Origin of the sequence: Sodalis glossinidius str. 'morsitans', assembly GCF_000010085.1 — a bacterium.
In the GTDB taxonomy this organism is placed as follows: domain Bacteria; phylum Pseudomonadota; class Gammaproteobacteria; order Enterobacterales; family Enterobacteriaceae; genus Sodalis; species Sodalis glossinidius.
The window spans coordinates 3589356-3604151 of record NC_007712.1 but is presented as its reverse complement, the minus strand read 5'-3'; the positions used below and the strand labels follow the sequence as shown (position 1 = coordinate 3604151).

The following is a 14796-nucleotide window of genomic DNA, read 5'->3' as shown; positions in this document are numbered from 1 at the left end:
CGCATATAACGCTGTCCGCGCTGCGCCAGGCCGTCAAACCACAGATAAAATCACCGGCGTCGAGAACAACGTCAGCACCTGGCTGAAAATAAGACCGCCGACAATTACCAGCCCCAGCGGCTGGCGCAGTTCGGCCCCGGAGCCGTGTGCCAGCATTAACGGCAGTGCCCCGAGCAAGGCGGCCATCGTGGTCATCAGAATTGGCCGGAAACGTAGCAGGCAGGCCTGATGGATGGCCTCGCGCGGCGTCATGTGATACTTATTTTCCGCCTCAAGCGCGAAGTCGATCATCATGATGGTATTCTTTTTCACTATGCCTATCAACAGGATGACGCCTATAAGGGCGATTAGGCTGAATTCGGTGTCGGCGAGCAGCAACGTCAACAGCGCGCCGACCGCGGCCGAGGGCAGGGTGGAAAGAATGGTGACCGGATGAATAAAGCTCTCATACAGGATACCGAGCACCACGTACATGGTGAGCAATGCCGCCGTATTGCCGGTGGCGCTCTGGAACGCTGAGGTTTCCCCCTGATAGCGCAGGGTGATGCTTGCCGGCTGCTCAAGGGACTGACTAACCTTGGCTATCGCCTGTTGCGCGTCTTCAATCGTGTAGCCGTCATTCAAGTTGAAGGATACGGTAACCGCAGGGAACTGATTCAGCCTGACATGAACCAGGGAACCCGTCCGACGATTATGGTAAAGCCTATTTGCATGTAGCCATTAAGCGCCGCCTGCATCGGCGTTTCTCCCTCTTCCAGCCGGCGCTAGATATTTTCCACTACCACGATGGCGTCATCAATGACGAATCCGGTGGCGATGTTTAACGCCATCAACGACAGGTTATTCAGACTGAAGCCGGCCAGATACATTACGCCGAAGGTGCCCACCAGCGACAGCGGGACCGCCACGCTGGGAATCAGGGTTGCGGCGATGTTACGCAGAAAAAGAAAGGTCACCATCACGACCAGCGCAATGGACAGCATCAGCTCAAACTGGACGTCGCTGATGGAGACGCGAATGGTTTGGGTACGATCGGACAGGATCTGGATCTTGACTCCGTCCGGCAGCGCAGCCTGCAGCGTGGGAAGCTGCGCTTTGATATTATCCACCACCTGGATGACATTGGCGCCTGGCTGGCGCTGGACGCTGATGACAATCGCCGGATTCCGGTTGGCCCAGGCGGATTGGAAGGTGTTTTCCTCCGCCTCCTCGATTTGGGCGATATCTTTCAGCCGCAGCGCAGCTGATCGTTGGCGTCGATGGTAATTGAATGGTAGCGGCCGTCAAAGCCCCCCTTGGCGGTGTTGACATCTTCCAGCGTCAGGTGATGGGCCGCGAGCGCGCGGGGATCCATCCGCACCCGAATCGCCGCCTGATGGCCACCGGCCAGGGTGACCATCCCGACGCCGGCGATCTGCGATAATTTCAGCGCCAGGCGGGTATTGACCAGATCCTGCACCTGAATCAGCGGCAGCGTATTCGAACTCGCCCTCGCCGCCAGGGTGATGACGGCGGTATCCGCCGGATTGACCTTTTTATAGGTAGGCGGATTGGGCAGATCGTTCGGCAGCAGGCTGTTGGCGGCATTGATTGCCGCCTGCACTTCTTGCTCCGCCACATCCAGCGACAGGTCGAGGGAGAATTTCAGGGTAATGACCGATGCTCCGCCTGAACTGGTGGAATACATCTGGCTCAGGCCGGCTATCTGGCCGAGCTGCCGTTCCAGCGGCGCGGTGACCGACGAAGCCATCACATCAGCACTGGCGCCTGGGTAAAGCGTGGTGACCTGGATCGTGGGATAATCCACCTTGGGCAGCGCCGAGGTGGAAAGCATTTTGTAGGAGAACAGCCCGGAAATCAGCACCGCAATCATCAGCAAAATGGTGGCGACCGGGCGCTCGATAAAGAGTCTGGAAGGATTCATTGCGCGGGGCCGTCGTTACTGCCGGTCGTGCCGTCAGCCGGACCTGCATTGCCGTTGCCGCCCGTGGCGCCGCTATCGCTGTGCCGGCGCTGCCCTTGACGCGGGTCGCGCTACTCTCGACGGCACTGCCGCCGCCATTATCATTGTCGCTGACAATCGTCACTTTCGCGCCATTGCTCAATCGGTCGATACCTTCGGTAACCACCCGTTCCCCCGGCGAGACGCCGCTCAGAACGGCCTGCATAGTGGTACCGAAGCTTGGCCCCGTCTTGACCTGGCGGCGTTCGACGCTGTTATCCTGCTTGATGACATAGACAAAATCTCCATCGCTGCTTAATTGCAATGCCTGGGCGGGGATAACCGTGGCGCCTTTGAGGACGTTGGTTTGCAAACGCACATTGACGAATTGGTTGGGGTAGAGTTTTTCATCTTTATTGGCAAACATGGCTTTAAGCTTGATACTGCCGGTGTCGCTGTCGATCTCGTTGCTGATAAAATTTAGCTCTCCCTCTGCCAGCACCGTTGTGCCATCCTGATCCAACGCGGTGGCGGTCAAGGTTTGGTCGTGATGCAGGGCCTGGAGTAACGTGGGTAAATTGGCTTGTGGAACGCTAAAGGTAACGGCAATAGGCTGGGTCTGAGTAATCGTCACGATGCTGGTCGTGTCGCTACTGCGCACCATGTTGCCGGGATCCACCAGCCGCAGGCCGACCCGGCCGCTGACCGGCGCGGTTATCCGCGCATATTCCAGATCCAGTTTTGCGGCGTCGATCTGCGCCTGATAGGATTTAATTGCCCCGGCATATTGCCCCATGGTAGCGGTCTGGGTTTCCAGATCCTGACGCGATAGCGAGTCTTGTGCATAAAGTTTTTGGTAACGCGCCAGCGTCAGCTGCGCGCTTTTCAACAGCGCTTGGTTTTGCGCCAGACTGCCTTGATATTGCGCCAGGCTGGCCTGATAGCTGAGCGGGTCGATTTGCGCCAGCAACTGCCCCTGCTCAACCTTTTGCCCCTCGGTAAAATAGACTTTGAGCAGTTGGCCATCGACCCGGCTGGTGACGGTGACGCTGGCGTTAGCCACCACCGTACCCAGGGCCGACAAGGTGACTGGAACATCCGCCTGCCTGGCAACACCACCGTGTACCGCCGTCGGGCCGCCCATGCCCGCGTTACCGCCGCTGTGGTGCGCGAAGAGGTAATAACCCAGACCGACAATTAACAACAGTACAAAAACCACCACTAAAACATTACGCCACTTAATCGTCTGCTTTGAATATCTTTTCATGGGATGGGGCTGGCCAGTTCCGGTTAAAATAGTGTTATCTTAACAGATTAAAGTAATTCTAATGCTTATTTTGTAAGCGTTTTGTCAAAAAGCGTTTCATTTGCTGTACAGCGTCCGCCGCCGCATAACGTGGCGTAAAGACCTGTCACCGGCAGGGATTTCGACCTGCTCAGTACAGCAACGTAAGAAACATCATGCTGTGCCTGTTTTGGCCTGCTAATGCCCGGCGGCCCTCACCTGCGCGATTTTGGACATGGCTTCCCGCGCGAAGTTCGTTTCGTCCGTTGACGGGTAAATTCCACAGTGAGGCACCCAGACGGCGGATAACTAATGGCGATCAACAAAAATAATAAAAATATAATTTAAAAATATTTTATTTGCATAAAATAATTATGTCATAATTCTGATATGGTTTAATTGCATTAATTGTTCACAAAAATACCAGGTTAATCACTCTTTAATTTATCGATTCTCCTCCGGATTATAGGCTCGGATGTTTATCTTTGGTTTAAGTCATTACTATAACCTTTAATAATTAGACGAGGGTTTATTCGTTGAGCTCTAGGATTTATCATCATTATTTTTAGTGGCGAATTAAGGATCGTATTGAGGAATGATGCATTTGCCATGAGCTACGCTGGACACTATTCCGTGATGAAATAATGAATTAGAAGTTTATCGGGCAACAGGAGATATTAAAGGATGGATATAGCTCTGAAAAAAGATCAGGCGTCTTACGCATGCACGCCCTTAGCGCCCATCGGCCCGGCTGGCGGAGGCAAAAATTCTCTGCCTACCGTACAGTACGCTTTTGGAGATTTTTTGCTGAACTCCTCCCGTGTGTTGTTTCATAAAGACAAACGGCTCAGCATCTCACCCAAGGAACTGGGGGTGCTGAGTTTATTGCTGGAATCTGCCGGCGAATTGGTGACCAAAGCGCAGATCATTCATGAGGTCTGGTATGGCGGCAATGTTGGTGAAGAATCGCTGACGCGCTGTATCTACGTGCTGCGGCGTATTTTGCAGGAAGAGAAGGACCGCCGTTACATCGATACCGTTTACGGTAAGGGCTATCGGTTTACCTTGCCGGTAACACGCATTTTGCCGGCCCGGCCCGGTATGCCGGCGCGCTGCGTGCTGGCGGTATTTCCCTTCCGGCTGGCGGAGGATATCGACACCGTGGATCTGCAGGACGCCATCGTACAGCAACTGGCGCCGTGCTCGCCGCTGGGGTTGCATGTGCTGCCGACCTCGCTGACCATGAACTGCCGCACGACTGATGCCATGCTGCTGTTGCTGGATAAAATCCGGCCCGACTATTACCTCACCGGTTACGAACTGAATCTTGGTGGTGCACCTTCGCTGCGAATCGAGCTGATGCGCGCCGAAGACCATCTGGTACTGCTGCGCGAACGGGTGGCCAAAGAGCATCTGGCAGGCGATGGAAGCTTTTTGCCTCAGTTGAAACCCATGATTTTAGGGGCATTGCCCGGCATGAAAGCGATGGGGCTGGCGGCGGGAAAAACGGTGGAGGCGGAACCCGGTCTGCCAGCCATGCCGGGTAAGAACGAAAGAAGAAAATGAATAGGTCGCCCCACGGCAGCGCAGGATTAGCCGAGCCGGTCAAGGTGCTTTTGGGGGGCGCATTATTTCGCGGTGCAATCCAAGTTGCCGTTTAGGGACGCCTTTTGTGCCAATGCCGGCAATGAGAGATAACGTTTATCACCCATCAGGCATGCTGTGAAGCGATTAGACAATAAGCAGCTTTTGCAATTATTTCTCACCGTGAGTCATATTTTCATCATGATTTCTTCAAAAGAGATAGGTAATGTATGGCTATGAATATTAAGCAAAAGCGAAATGAGATAATGATTAGCAAAGAAATCATTGTCTCTTCCGCTTCGCTGCTGAACGAGCACCATCAGCAGGATATCTCGGAACCCAAATGCTGGTTGCTGGAAATTCCCGACGGTGATTGCGATATTCATATTCGCTGGGCAAATGAATCGGCACGTCTGACATTATCCGCCGGCTGGCGCGGCATGCTATTAATGCAGCGCCTGAGTTTGGCGCTGCGCGCCGGCACGGTGCGGTATCAGGAATTACCCCTGTTCGCGCTGGCGAAATTACAGGTATTTATCGACGAGTCCCGCGGCGTACAGGTCGATTACGCCCAGCAACAATGGATACAGGTCGAGCTTGATGATTACCCGAATATTGGTACTTGCGCCGATATAGAGCAGTGGATGCTGGGGAATTACCAAAGCGCGCTAACCCAGATGAACGCGCTGGCGGTATTTTTACGCCAGACGGAGTGCTATTGGCTAATACGTTTTTTGTTAAATGAATCTGTCAATAACGGGAAGTTGAATGTTCTGGGCGCGCGTTACGGCTTGTCCTATTCTCATTTCCGCCGCCTGTGCCGCAATGCTCTGGGAAACTCGGCTAAAAATGAGCTGCGCGGCTGGCGTATCGCCAGAGCGCTGCTGGATATGGTCGAAGAGCGGCAAAGCCTTACCGAGGTCGCCATGCGCTATGGCTATGCCTCGTCCTCGCACCTCTCCAACGATGTCAGGGACGCCTTTGGGGTTTCCCCCCGCGGGATATGGAATATGATCAACAAGAAAGCGGAACAATGAATAACATCGCTCTGATAGGCCGCGGCTTGCTCTGCGTTATGTTACTGGCCTGCACCGGCCTTCTTGCAGGCGCGCGGGCGGCGGAGTTACCCCGACAAGGCGACGGCTATGTGGCAAACAAAGACGGCGTTAAAGTGTTTTTCGACGCGCTTTCGGCGCGCCTCAACCAGCCGGTCATTGTCAGCAAGCTGGCGGCGCGTAAGCAAATTAGCGGCGAATTCGATTTGGCTGATCCGCGAGCGCTGCTGGCGCGCATTACCCAGCAGATGGGGATGATGTGGTACAGCGACGGCCAGGCTATTTATATCTATGACGCCAGTGAAACGCGTCACGCGGTGGTGGCGCTGCGTACGATCTTGCCGGCGGCGCTGCGTCATTTTTTGCAGCAGGCCCAGCTGCATGACCCGCGCTATCCGCTGCGGGGGGATCCCGGCGGACGACTCCTTTATCTTTCAGGCCCGCCGATGTATGTCGAACTGGTGGAAAACGCAGCCCGCCTGCTGGATAAGGAACCGGATGGAATACACGATCGCGAGCAGGCCGAGGTTATCCCGCTAAGCTACACCTTTGTCGGCGATCGTTATTATGCCTTGCGCGGCGAAAAGGTGACCATTCCCGGTATCGCCACGGTGATAGAGCGGCTGATGAGGCGGGAAGGGCGATCGGCGGTGGCTGACGTTCCTGCCCCGCTGACGCCGGCTGAGGCCCTGTTGCCTGTAGCGGAGGTGCGCGCGGAACAGGATGTGGAACCGCTGCCGCTGTGGCCTGTACAGGTGATTGCCAATCCCAGCAATAACAGCCTGCTGGTCAAGGGTACCGGCCGCCAGGTCCAATTCGTGCGCAATCTGGTGCGTTCACTGGATATACCGAAGCGCCACGTGGAGTTATCGTTATGGATAATTGATTTGGAAAAGAGCGATCTTGATCAATTCGGCATCAATTGGCAGGGCGGCGCCCGCATTGGCCAGCGCGGGGGCGTCACGCTCAATCAGGGATCCTATAGCGCGCTGGACGGTACGCGGTTTGTCGCCTCCATATTGGCGCTGGCGCGGAAACACCGCGCCAACATTGTCTCGCGGCCGATTATCCTGACCCAGGAAAATGTGCCGGCGATTTTCGATAACAACAGGACCTTTTATACTCGGCTTCTGGGAGAACGCAGCGTGGAGCTGCGCGAAGTGACCTACGGTACCATGATAAGCGTCCTGCCGCGGTTTTCCGGCGACGATCAAATTGAGATGGTGTTGACCATCGAAGACGGCGGCGAGGTCTCCCGGCGGCAGAGTAATCCCGGCTCTGACGACCTGCCGGAAGTGGGCCGGACCCATATCAGTACGGTCGCGCGCGTGCCGCGGGGAAAAAGCCTGCTGATTGGCGGCTACACCCGCGATGAGCTCAGGGGTAACCGCGCCCGGTTACCCGGTCTCGGGTCGATACCGCTGATTGGCGGGCTGTTTCGCCACCGCATCGATAAACAGGCCAATATGGTCAGGGTTTTTCTCATCCAGCCGCGGGAAATTTCTGAGCCGCTGCAGCAAGACGCCGCCGCGTTTGCCCGTTCAATTACTGCTACTGCGCGCAGCCATGAAGGCACACTGAAGGACTGGGCCGATAATTATCTTGCCAGCCAGCACTGACCGGCAAAATAATGCTCTGATTGCTGGATCACGCTACGATGAAAATTCTTATTAGCTGAGAATATGGGCGCTGGTTTACCCGGCGGTGAGTAAATGTGGTTAATATGAACAAGGCATATCCTCTGTTGTGGCCCGATATTGTCGCATAGCCTGATTAAAGCCCGTACCACGGCCGGAAATGAGATCGTCTCCTTTTATTTATTTCCTCGGTCGCTGTAAATGTTGATCATGCATATTATTAATTTTTATAAGAACATAAATGCTGTTGGAAACGCGCAGGGGGGATTTTGAGCAAAGCGTTGCCGGCTGCGGGGAATATCGAATGGCGGTCATCGTGTCTTTATTTGATATCTATCTGGCTGAACGAAATGGATTATTCACGTGCTTAATAGATTTTTAAACCACATTTATTATCGTCCAGAATTATTAATTCTTGTGCTGGTTATTACAATAATTTTTATGATAATAATTCCTCTTCCAGCTTATCTGGTGGATTTTCTTATTGGCCTGAATATCGTCATCGCCATGCTGGTCTTCATTGGCGCGTTTTACATCGATCGCATCCTGAGCTTCTCCACTTTTCCTGCCGTGCTGCTCATAACAACCCTGTTCAGACTGGCGCTGACGATAAGCACCAGCCGACTTATCCTGACCGACGCCGACGCGGGCGAGATCATTGCCACCTTCGGCCAGTTTGTGATTGGCGATAATCTCGTCGTCGGGTTTGTCATTTTTGCCATCGTGACCGTGGTGCAGTTTATCGTCATCACCAAAGGATCGGAGCGCGTCGCCGAGGTGGCCGCGCGCTTTTGTCTGGACGGCATGCCCGGCAAGCAGATGAGCATTGACGCCGACTTGCGCGGTGGTGTGATTGACGCCGAAGGGGCCCGGCAACGGCGCAGCGTACTGGAGCGTGAAAGCCAGCTCTACGGCGCCTTCGACGGTGCAATGAAATTTATCAAGGGCGACGCCATCGCCAGTATTATCGTCGCCTTCGTCAACTTTATCGGCGGTATCGCGGTGGGAATGAACCAACATCACATGGATCTGTCCCAGGCGCTGTCCACCTTCACCCTGCTGACTATCGGCGACGGTCTGGTCGGCCAGATCCCGGCTTTGCTGATCTCAATCAGCGCAGGCCTCATCGTCACCCGTGTCAACGGCGATGGCGACAATCTGGGCCGTAATATCATGCAGCAATTGCTCGGGAATCCCTTCGTGCTGCTGGTCACCGCTGTACTGGCCTTATCCATCGGCATGCTGCCGGGTTTCCCTCTGCCGGTGTTCGTCATGCTGGCCATGGCGCTCGGCACATTGCTGCTAATGCGCCAGCGGCAGACCCGCGTCGTCCCGCTGCCGGCGGCGGCAGATTACGCCGGCGGCTATCCGGAACGGATAATGCCCGAGGCGCTGGCCGTGATCCTGCAGGTGTCGCGCGCCAATTACGCCCGGTTGGAAAAAGAGCAATTGTGCGAACGGCTGCGCGGGCAGTTCCTCATCGACTTTGGCGTCGCGTTGCCACCCCTGATGCTGTGTCCTTGTGAACACACGGACGATCGGACGGTGGTGGTGGTGCTCAATGAAATTCGCGCTGATGTGTTCACCCTCCATTTCGATATGCTGCGCCGCGTGATACCCGGCGATCGTCCCTGTCCGCCCGACGTGACATTACATCAGGAGCAGGAAGCGGTCTGGGCGGCGCTTGACGATCGTGAGAGGCTGCTTGCCACGGGGTGCGTGCTACGGCCGGCGGTAGATGAACTTTATCACTGTTTCGCGGTGATGCTGACTCACCACGTCAACGAATTTTTCGGCGTGCAGGAAACTAAGCACCTGCTGGACCAAATGGAAAGCCACGCGCCAGATTTGCTCAAGGAAGTGTTGCGCCACGCGACGGTACAGCGCATTGCCGAACTGCTGCAGCGGCTGTTGATGGAGCGTATCTCCATCCGTCACTTGAAACTCATTATGGAGGCGATGGCCCTGTGGGCGCCACGGGAAAAAGATGTGTCCGCCCTGGTGGAGCACGTACGCTGCGCGCTGGCGCGCTATATCTGTCACCAATTCGCCGCCGATAATCTGTTGAGGGTGATCATGTTGTCGTCTGAGGTGGAGGAGACGCTGCGTGACAGCCTTCACACCACTTCAGCGGGCACCTTTCTCAATCTCGGTCCTCAGGTGTCGGAAGAATTGATGGAGCTGTTTACCTCCGCCCTGGAAAGCTTGCCCATCGCTCAGCGCGATATCGTCCTGTTGGCGGCGGCGGATATTCGACGTTTTATCAAGTCCCTTATTCAACATCGTTTTCGCGATCTTGAAGTGCTGTCATTCGGTGAATTAACGGAAAGCGTTACCGTAAATGTCATCAAAACAATTTAAACCAAGAGGAAAACGACATGTACGTTGATATTGCGGCATTGGTGCGTGAGGCGCTGCTGGACAGCGGCTGTGATCCCAGTTTACTGGGGAGTTTCGACAGCCATTCCACGATTGCGCTAGACTTTAATGACATGCCAAGTATTTATATCAGCAGCAGCGATGACGATATCTGGCTTTGGTCGCGCATCGCGGATTACCAGGAAACCCTCATTGAACAATGCTCGTACAAATTGTTAAAAGATCTGCTCGAAGGTGCGGAGTATATTCGCGGCGGGCATTTTTCGCTGGCTGAAAATGAGGGTTATCTGGAGCTTAAAGCGCTACTGCAACCCTGGTGCCTGGAGAACAAGCAAAATTTCGCCAGCGCGCTTAGCGGTTTTTTCGAGCGTTTGGAACGCTTCACCAAGGTGTTGCGCTGAATGGAACGGCCGCTGCGAATGCTGCGACGGCAGGCGCTTCCCCTGCGTTTGTCAGGGCCTATTATTGAGGCGGCACTGCCGGAGGTGGCGGTGGGCGAGATCTGCGAGATCCGCCGTCATTGGCGTTCGCGCGAGGTCATCGCCCACGCGCAGGTGTTGGGGTTCCACCATGAGCGGACGGTGCTTAGCCTTATCGGCGCCGCTCATGGCCTGTCCCGGGAGATATTACTCCATCCCACCGGCGGCCCGCTGCGGGTGGAAGTGGGCGACGCGTTGCTCGGCACCATCATCCAACCCTCGGGACGGATAAGCGAGCGCCTGGCGCCGCCGCCGGTCCGTTGTAACAGGGAATGGCGCGCCATTGATGCGCCCGCGCCCGATTATCGACAGCGTGCAGGGGTGCGACAGCCATTTATCACCGGTATTCGCGCGTTTGATGGGTTGTTGACCTGCGGCATCGGACAGCGAGTCGGTATTTTTTCCTCCGCCGGCTGCGGCAAAACCATGCTTATGCATCAACTGATTGCCCAGTCCGACGCCGAGGTGTTCGTGATCGGCCTGGTGGGTGAGAGGGGGCGCGAGGTGACCGAATTCGTCGAGACGTTGCGCCATTCCCCCCGCCGGCATCAATGTGTGCTGGTATACGCCACCTCCAACTACGCCTCACTGGAACGATGCAATGCCGCACTGGTGGCGACAACGGTGGCCGAGTACTTTCGCGATCAAGGCCGACGGGTTGTGCTGTTCCTCGATTCCCTGACCCGTTTTGCCCGTGCGCTGCGGGATGTGGCACTCGCCGCGGGGGAAGCGCCGGCCAGGAGAGGTTACCCCGCTTCGGTATTCGACGCGCTACCCCGCGTTCTGGAGCGGCCGGGCAACAGCCTCTCCGGCAGTATCACCGCGTTTTATACGGTGTTGTTGGAAGGGGATGATGAACCTGACCCGATCGCCGACGAAATCCGCTCGATTCTCGACGGCCATATTTATCTAAGTCGTAAGCTGTCGGCGGCGAGTCACTATCCCGCTATCGATATTCTGCACAGCGCCAGCCGCGTGGCAGGGCAGGTGACGGATGCCCGACAGCAGGCGCTGGCCGGCGCTATGCGCGGGCTGCTGACCCGGCTGGAAGAGATGCAGACTCTGATTGATTTAGGGGAATATCGCCTTGGCGATAATGCGGAAAATGACCGGGCGCATGCCCAAAAACAGGCGCTATGGGATTTTCTGCGTCAAGACGCCGACCAGGCGGAGGAATTTGGCCAGACGCTGAGGTTAATGCATGCGTTTGATGCGTGAGATTGAACGCCTTCGCGCGCATAGCGAGCAGCTCCGGCAGACATTGACGGCGACTCTTGCGGCGCTGGCGCGGCAAAGGGAGACGCTTGCCGCACGGCTCAGGATGCTGGCGGAGCAGCAGCAGGACGTCGTGCAGCAAAGGGCGCTTGCATGGCCACAGGGGATCGTCGATCGCCGTGCTTTGATGCTGCACCAGCGTCGGTTGATGGTCCGACGCGAGGAAAGTCGACAGTTGGCGGAACAGCAGCGGCAGCTGGAGCAGGCGATGATGGCGCTGGAGAAGCAGCAGCGCGATGCGCTTTGCCAGTGGCGTGTGTGGGACCGTAAGCGGGAAAAATACGATGGCTGGCTTGAGCGACAGCGGCACGCCCATCGGCTAACGCAATTGTACCGTCAGGAGACAGAAACAGAGGAGATGATGACATGGAACCGCTCGCGAGGATAAAGGACTGCCCGTCGGCAACGGCTGTGTCCGCGGCCATAATGCCGCTGGAGGAGAGAGTTTCCGCTTCATCGCCTGAGGGGGGGGATCCTGCGCAGCGCAGCGCGCTGCCGTCGACAGGTGATGGGGAACGTCAGTGGGGGCAGGACGCCGCCACGCACGATCTTGCGCTGGAGGAACTACCGCCCGCATGGGGGGAACAGACGTCCTCGTCTCCTTACCGACTGAAGGCGCAGTGGCGCAGGGCCGAGGCAGGCAAAGGGCTCCGGTATGGCGGCGGTCAACGCACGGCGCGATCGACGCTCTTGCCTCTGCGCATCCATGCTACTGGGCAGCATCCGCCCGGAGCGGGTAAGCTGCGCGCGCCCGTTGTGCAGTCGGAGCCGCGATTGGCGGTGGAAACCCTCAATAATGCTCTGACCAGAGAGCTAGAGCAGAGTCAGTGGCTGACGCTGCAGCGCGCTGCCGATCCGCTGCTGATGTCTGCCGCGCTTGCCGAGCGCCCTGAACCTAAAAGCGTTCGCGGTCGGCAGAAGCAACAGACACCGCAGATGCGTGAGCCGCAGATCTTGTCGGCGCCTGTGCGGCAGGAGAGGGCGGTCGTGGGTACGCAGTGGATCTACCGCTTTCGCGGCCAAGAAGGGGAGTTCGTTCAAATTCAGGCGGCGGATGACGCAGGGGCGTACCGGCTGATCCCATCCAGCCATCAAATGAGGGAACGCCTGACGGCACATCTTCATGGCGCGCCGTCAGGCGTTTGCCTGATGAATGTTCCGGCAGTACCGCCGCCGCTGCCGGAGGCGCCGACGTGAAGGCATTTCGGTTACGCAGACTGACGCCCGCCGACAGCCGCTGGCGGCGGCTGTCGGCGGCATGGAACGCCCAAGGCATGGCCGCCCGTCTGCGCTGCCCACCTGAAGGCGTTTATTTGTCTATTGGCGACGAGCACTGGCGGGGGATCATTGATCCGCGCCAGTGGTTGGCTTGGCACAGTCCGCAGCTGGCATCGATGGCGCGCGAAGCCATCAGCGATCTCCAAATCCAGACGTTGATAGAGGCCATGCCCCAGCCCTTGTCTTTCGAGCCGTCGGTTTTGTCAGGCCAGGCCCTTGAGATCGGTCCGCTTGTGCATTATCGGGCAGGCGACGCCCCCTGCCTGTGTCTGCCGGCGCGCGAATGTCCGGTCTGGCTGACACACTTTAACGCGGTGCTACCCAAGATGCCCGTTGCGGGTCTGCCCTGCTTGTCAGACGTACCTTTGGTCGTGGAATGGGTGATTGGCAGCAGTCTCCTTTCGGCGGCGATGCGTGACCAGCTGGCGTCCGGCGATGTTTTGCTTATCTCGCGAGTAACCCGCCAAGTGAAATGCCAGGGGCGTTTGATCGGTTTTTATTTACAACAGGAAGGAAAGATCAGCATGAAGCCCAATGATAACGATGAAGCCACGCTGGCAGCAGGCCATATTTCCCCGTTGCCCGATTATGCTTCCGGCGCCGCGGCGGTGCACCCAAAGGTGCGCGATGGCCTTGCCGCCGCCGCGCCAACCCCGACGGGGCGGTTAGCGTTGGGGGATGATACGGCGGCGGATCCTTTGGCTAACCTGCCGCTAACGCTGGAGTTTATTTTGCAGCGTCGTTATCTGTCGCTCGGGGAAATCCAGCAATTTCGCCAGGGTAAGGTGCTGGAGTTGGATCCGGAGGGTGAAAAACATATCGAGATTCGCGCCAATGGCCATCTGCTGGCGCTCGGCGAACTGGTACAACTCGAAGATCGTCTGGGCGTGGAATTGATGGAGTTGTCGCTGGATAACCGTTATGACCGCTAATCTCGACCTGCCCAACGACATGGGACTTATCGGGATTCTGGCACTGGCAACCCTATTGCCTTTTATCATTGCCTCCGGCACCTGCTATATCAAATTCTCCATCGTCTTCGTTATGGTGCGCAACGCTCTGGGCCTGCAGCAGGTGCCTTCCAACCTTACTCTGAACGGTATCGCGCTGATGCTGGCGATGTTTATCATGGGGCCTATCGCCGGCGATGCCTATAATGCCTACCAGGAGCAGCCGGTGGCGTTGGGCAGCGCCGCCTCGGTGCTGGAATTTCTGGAAAACAGCATGGAGTCCTACCGGCATTATCTGCAGAAATACGCCGACCCGCGCCTGACTGAATTCTTCGATCGGGCTCACGGTGGCGGCGGTGCTGCGCATGACGCACCCGCGTCCGGTCATGCGCCCTCCATGTTGGCGCTATTGCCTGCCTATGCGCTAAGTGAAATCAAGGACTCCTTCAGAATCGGCTTTTATCTGTATCTTCCCTTTGTGGTGGTGGACCTGCTGATTTCCAGCGTTTTGCTGGCGTTGGGCATGATGATGATGAGCCCGATTACCCTGTCGGTGCCGATAAAATTGGTGTTGTTCGTCATGCTCGACGGTTGGACGCTGCTATCGCAAGGGCTGGTTCTGCAATATCTCGATATGGGTGCCGGCGCGGAGATTGCGGGGGGCCCGGGATGAACAATTTGTTATTTGCCGGCAATAAAGCCCTGTATCTGGTACTGATGATGGCAGCGGGGCCTATTATTGTGGCGACGCTGGTGGGATTGCTGGTGGGGCTGTTTCAGACCGTGCTGCAACTGCAGGAGCAAACCCTGCCTTTCGGTATTAAACTGCTAAGTGTCACCCTGTGTCTGTTTCTGCTCTCGGGTTGGTATGGCGAAACGCTGCTGCAGTTTAGCCATGAAGTCATAAGGATGGCGTTAGGCCGCTCCTGACC

At 56.6% G+C, this 14796-nt stretch carries 11 protein-coding genes and 2 pseudogenes; 11 read left to right on the top strand and 2 right to left on the bottom strand.

Annotated elements, in window-relative coordinates; translation table 11 throughout:
* Positions 1-33: 33 nt before the first annotated feature.
* Positions 34-1924 (bottom strand): annotated as a pseudogene (locus tag SGP1_RS35365) (efflux RND transporter permease subunit).
* 121 nt (positions 1925-2045) lie between these two features.
* Positions 2046-3209, bottom strand: a pseudogene (locus tag SGP1_RS19180) (efflux RND transporter periplasmic adaptor subunit); the annotation flags it as partial.
* A gap of 822 nt (positions 3210-4031) precedes the next feature.
* On the opposite strand from SGP1_RS19180, the gene SGP1_RS19175 reads away from it, so the two are divergent.
* The 11 genes from SGP1_RS19175 (at position 4032) to SGP1_RS19125 (ending at position 14794) form a co-directional block, all read left to right on the top strand.
* Complete coding sequence (locus SGP1_RS19175) at positions 4032-4793, top strand: winged helix-turn-helix domain-containing protein (RefSeq protein WP_158302450.1); 762 nt, start codon at positions 4032-4034, stop codon at positions 4791-4793.
* A gap of 284 nt (positions 4794-5077) precedes the next feature.
* Complete coding sequence (locus SGP1_RS19170; RefSeq protein ID WP_198408750.1) at positions 5078-5848, top strand: helix-turn-helix domain-containing protein; 771 nt, start codon at positions 5078-5080, stop codon at positions 5846-5848.
* Positions 5845-7485: a type III secretion system outer membrane ring subunit SctC gene (gene sctC, locus SGP1_RS19165; protein WP_011411903.1), complete on the top strand. Its 1641-nt coding sequence runs from the start codon at positions 5845-5847 to the stop codon at positions 7483-7485. Before SGP1_RS19170 ends, sctC begins: the two co-directional genes overlap by 4 nt.
* Positions 7486-7866: 381 nt before the next feature.
* The gene (locus SGP1_RS19160) at positions 7867-9864 is read left to right on the top strand and encodes an EscV/YscV/HrcV family type III secretion system export apparatus protein (RefSeq protein WP_011411902.1); all 1998 of its coding nucleotides are present in this window, start codon (positions 7867-7869) and stop codon (positions 9862-9864) included.
* A 17-nt stretch (positions 9865-9881) separates the two neighbouring features.
* Complete coding sequence (spaK, locus tag SGP1_RS19155; protein WP_011411901.1) at positions 9882-10283, top strand: SPI-1 type III secretion system chaperone SpaK; 402 nt, start codon at positions 9882-9884, stop codon at positions 10281-10283.
* Positions 10284-11579 (top strand): type III secretion system ATPase SctN, encoded by a 1296-nt coding sequence (sctN, locus tag SGP1_RS19150; protein WP_011411900.1) that lies wholly within the window; start codon positions 10284-10286, stop codon positions 11577-11579.
* Positions 11572-12024 (top strand): hypothetical protein, encoded by a 453-nt coding sequence (locus SGP1_RS19145; RefSeq protein ID WP_158302449.1) that lies wholly within the window; start codon positions 11572-11574, stop codon positions 12022-12024. The genes sctN and SGP1_RS19145 overlap by 8 nt, the downstream gene beginning before the upstream one ends.
* 23 nt (positions 12025-12047) lie before the next feature.
* Positions 12048-12833: a hypothetical protein gene (locus SGP1_RS19140; RefSeq protein ID WP_166506811.1), complete on the top strand. Its 786-nt coding sequence runs from the start codon at positions 12048-12050 to the stop codon at positions 12831-12833.
* Complete coding sequence (locus SGP1_RS19135) at positions 12830-13846, top strand: FliM/FliN family flagellar motor switch protein (protein ID WP_011411897.1); 1017 nt, start codon at positions 12830-12832, stop codon at positions 13844-13846. The genes SGP1_RS19140 and SGP1_RS19135 overlap by 4 nt, the downstream gene beginning before the upstream one ends.
* Positions 13847-13853: 7 nt before the next feature.
* Positions 13854-14537 carry an EscR/YscR/HrcR family type III secretion system export apparatus protein gene (locus SGP1_RS19130; protein WP_041867679.1) on the top strand — a complete coding sequence of 228 codons (684 nt, stop codon included), beginning with the start codon at positions 13854-13856 and terminating at the stop codon, positions 14535-14537.
* Complete coding sequence (locus SGP1_RS19125; protein WP_011411895.1) at positions 14534-14794, top strand: EscS/YscS/HrcS family type III secretion system export apparatus protein; 261 nt, start codon at positions 14534-14536, stop codon at positions 14792-14794. Before SGP1_RS19130 ends, SGP1_RS19125 begins: the two co-directional genes overlap by 4 nt.
* Positions 14795-14796 lie beyond the last annotated feature (2 nt).

Excerpts from the sequence above, each read along its gene's own strand:
- SGP1_RS19170 (WP_198408750.1), top strand. The coding sequence starts at position 5,078 with ATGATTAGCAAAGAAATCATTGTCTCTTCCGCTTCGCTGCTGAACGAG.
- sctC (WP_011411903.1), top strand. The coding sequence starts at position 5,845 with ATGAATAACATCGCTCTGATAGGCCGCGGCTTGCTCTGCGTTATGTTA.
- spaK (WP_011411901.1), top strand. The coding sequence starts at position 9,882 with ATGTACGTTGATATTGCGGCATTGGTGCGTGAGGCGCTGCTGGACAGC.
- sctN (WP_011411900.1), top strand. The coding sequence starts at position 10,284 with ATGGAACGGCCGCTGCGAATGCTGCGACGGCAGGCGCTTCCCCTGCGT.
- SGP1_RS19145 (WP_158302449.1), top strand. The coding sequence starts at position 11,572 with ATGCGTGAGATTGAACGCCTTCGCGCGCATAGCGAGCAGCTCCGGCAG.
- SGP1_RS19125 (WP_011411895.1), top strand. The coding sequence starts at position 14,534 with ATGAACAATTTGTTATTTGCCGGCAATAAAGCCCTGTATCTGGTACTG.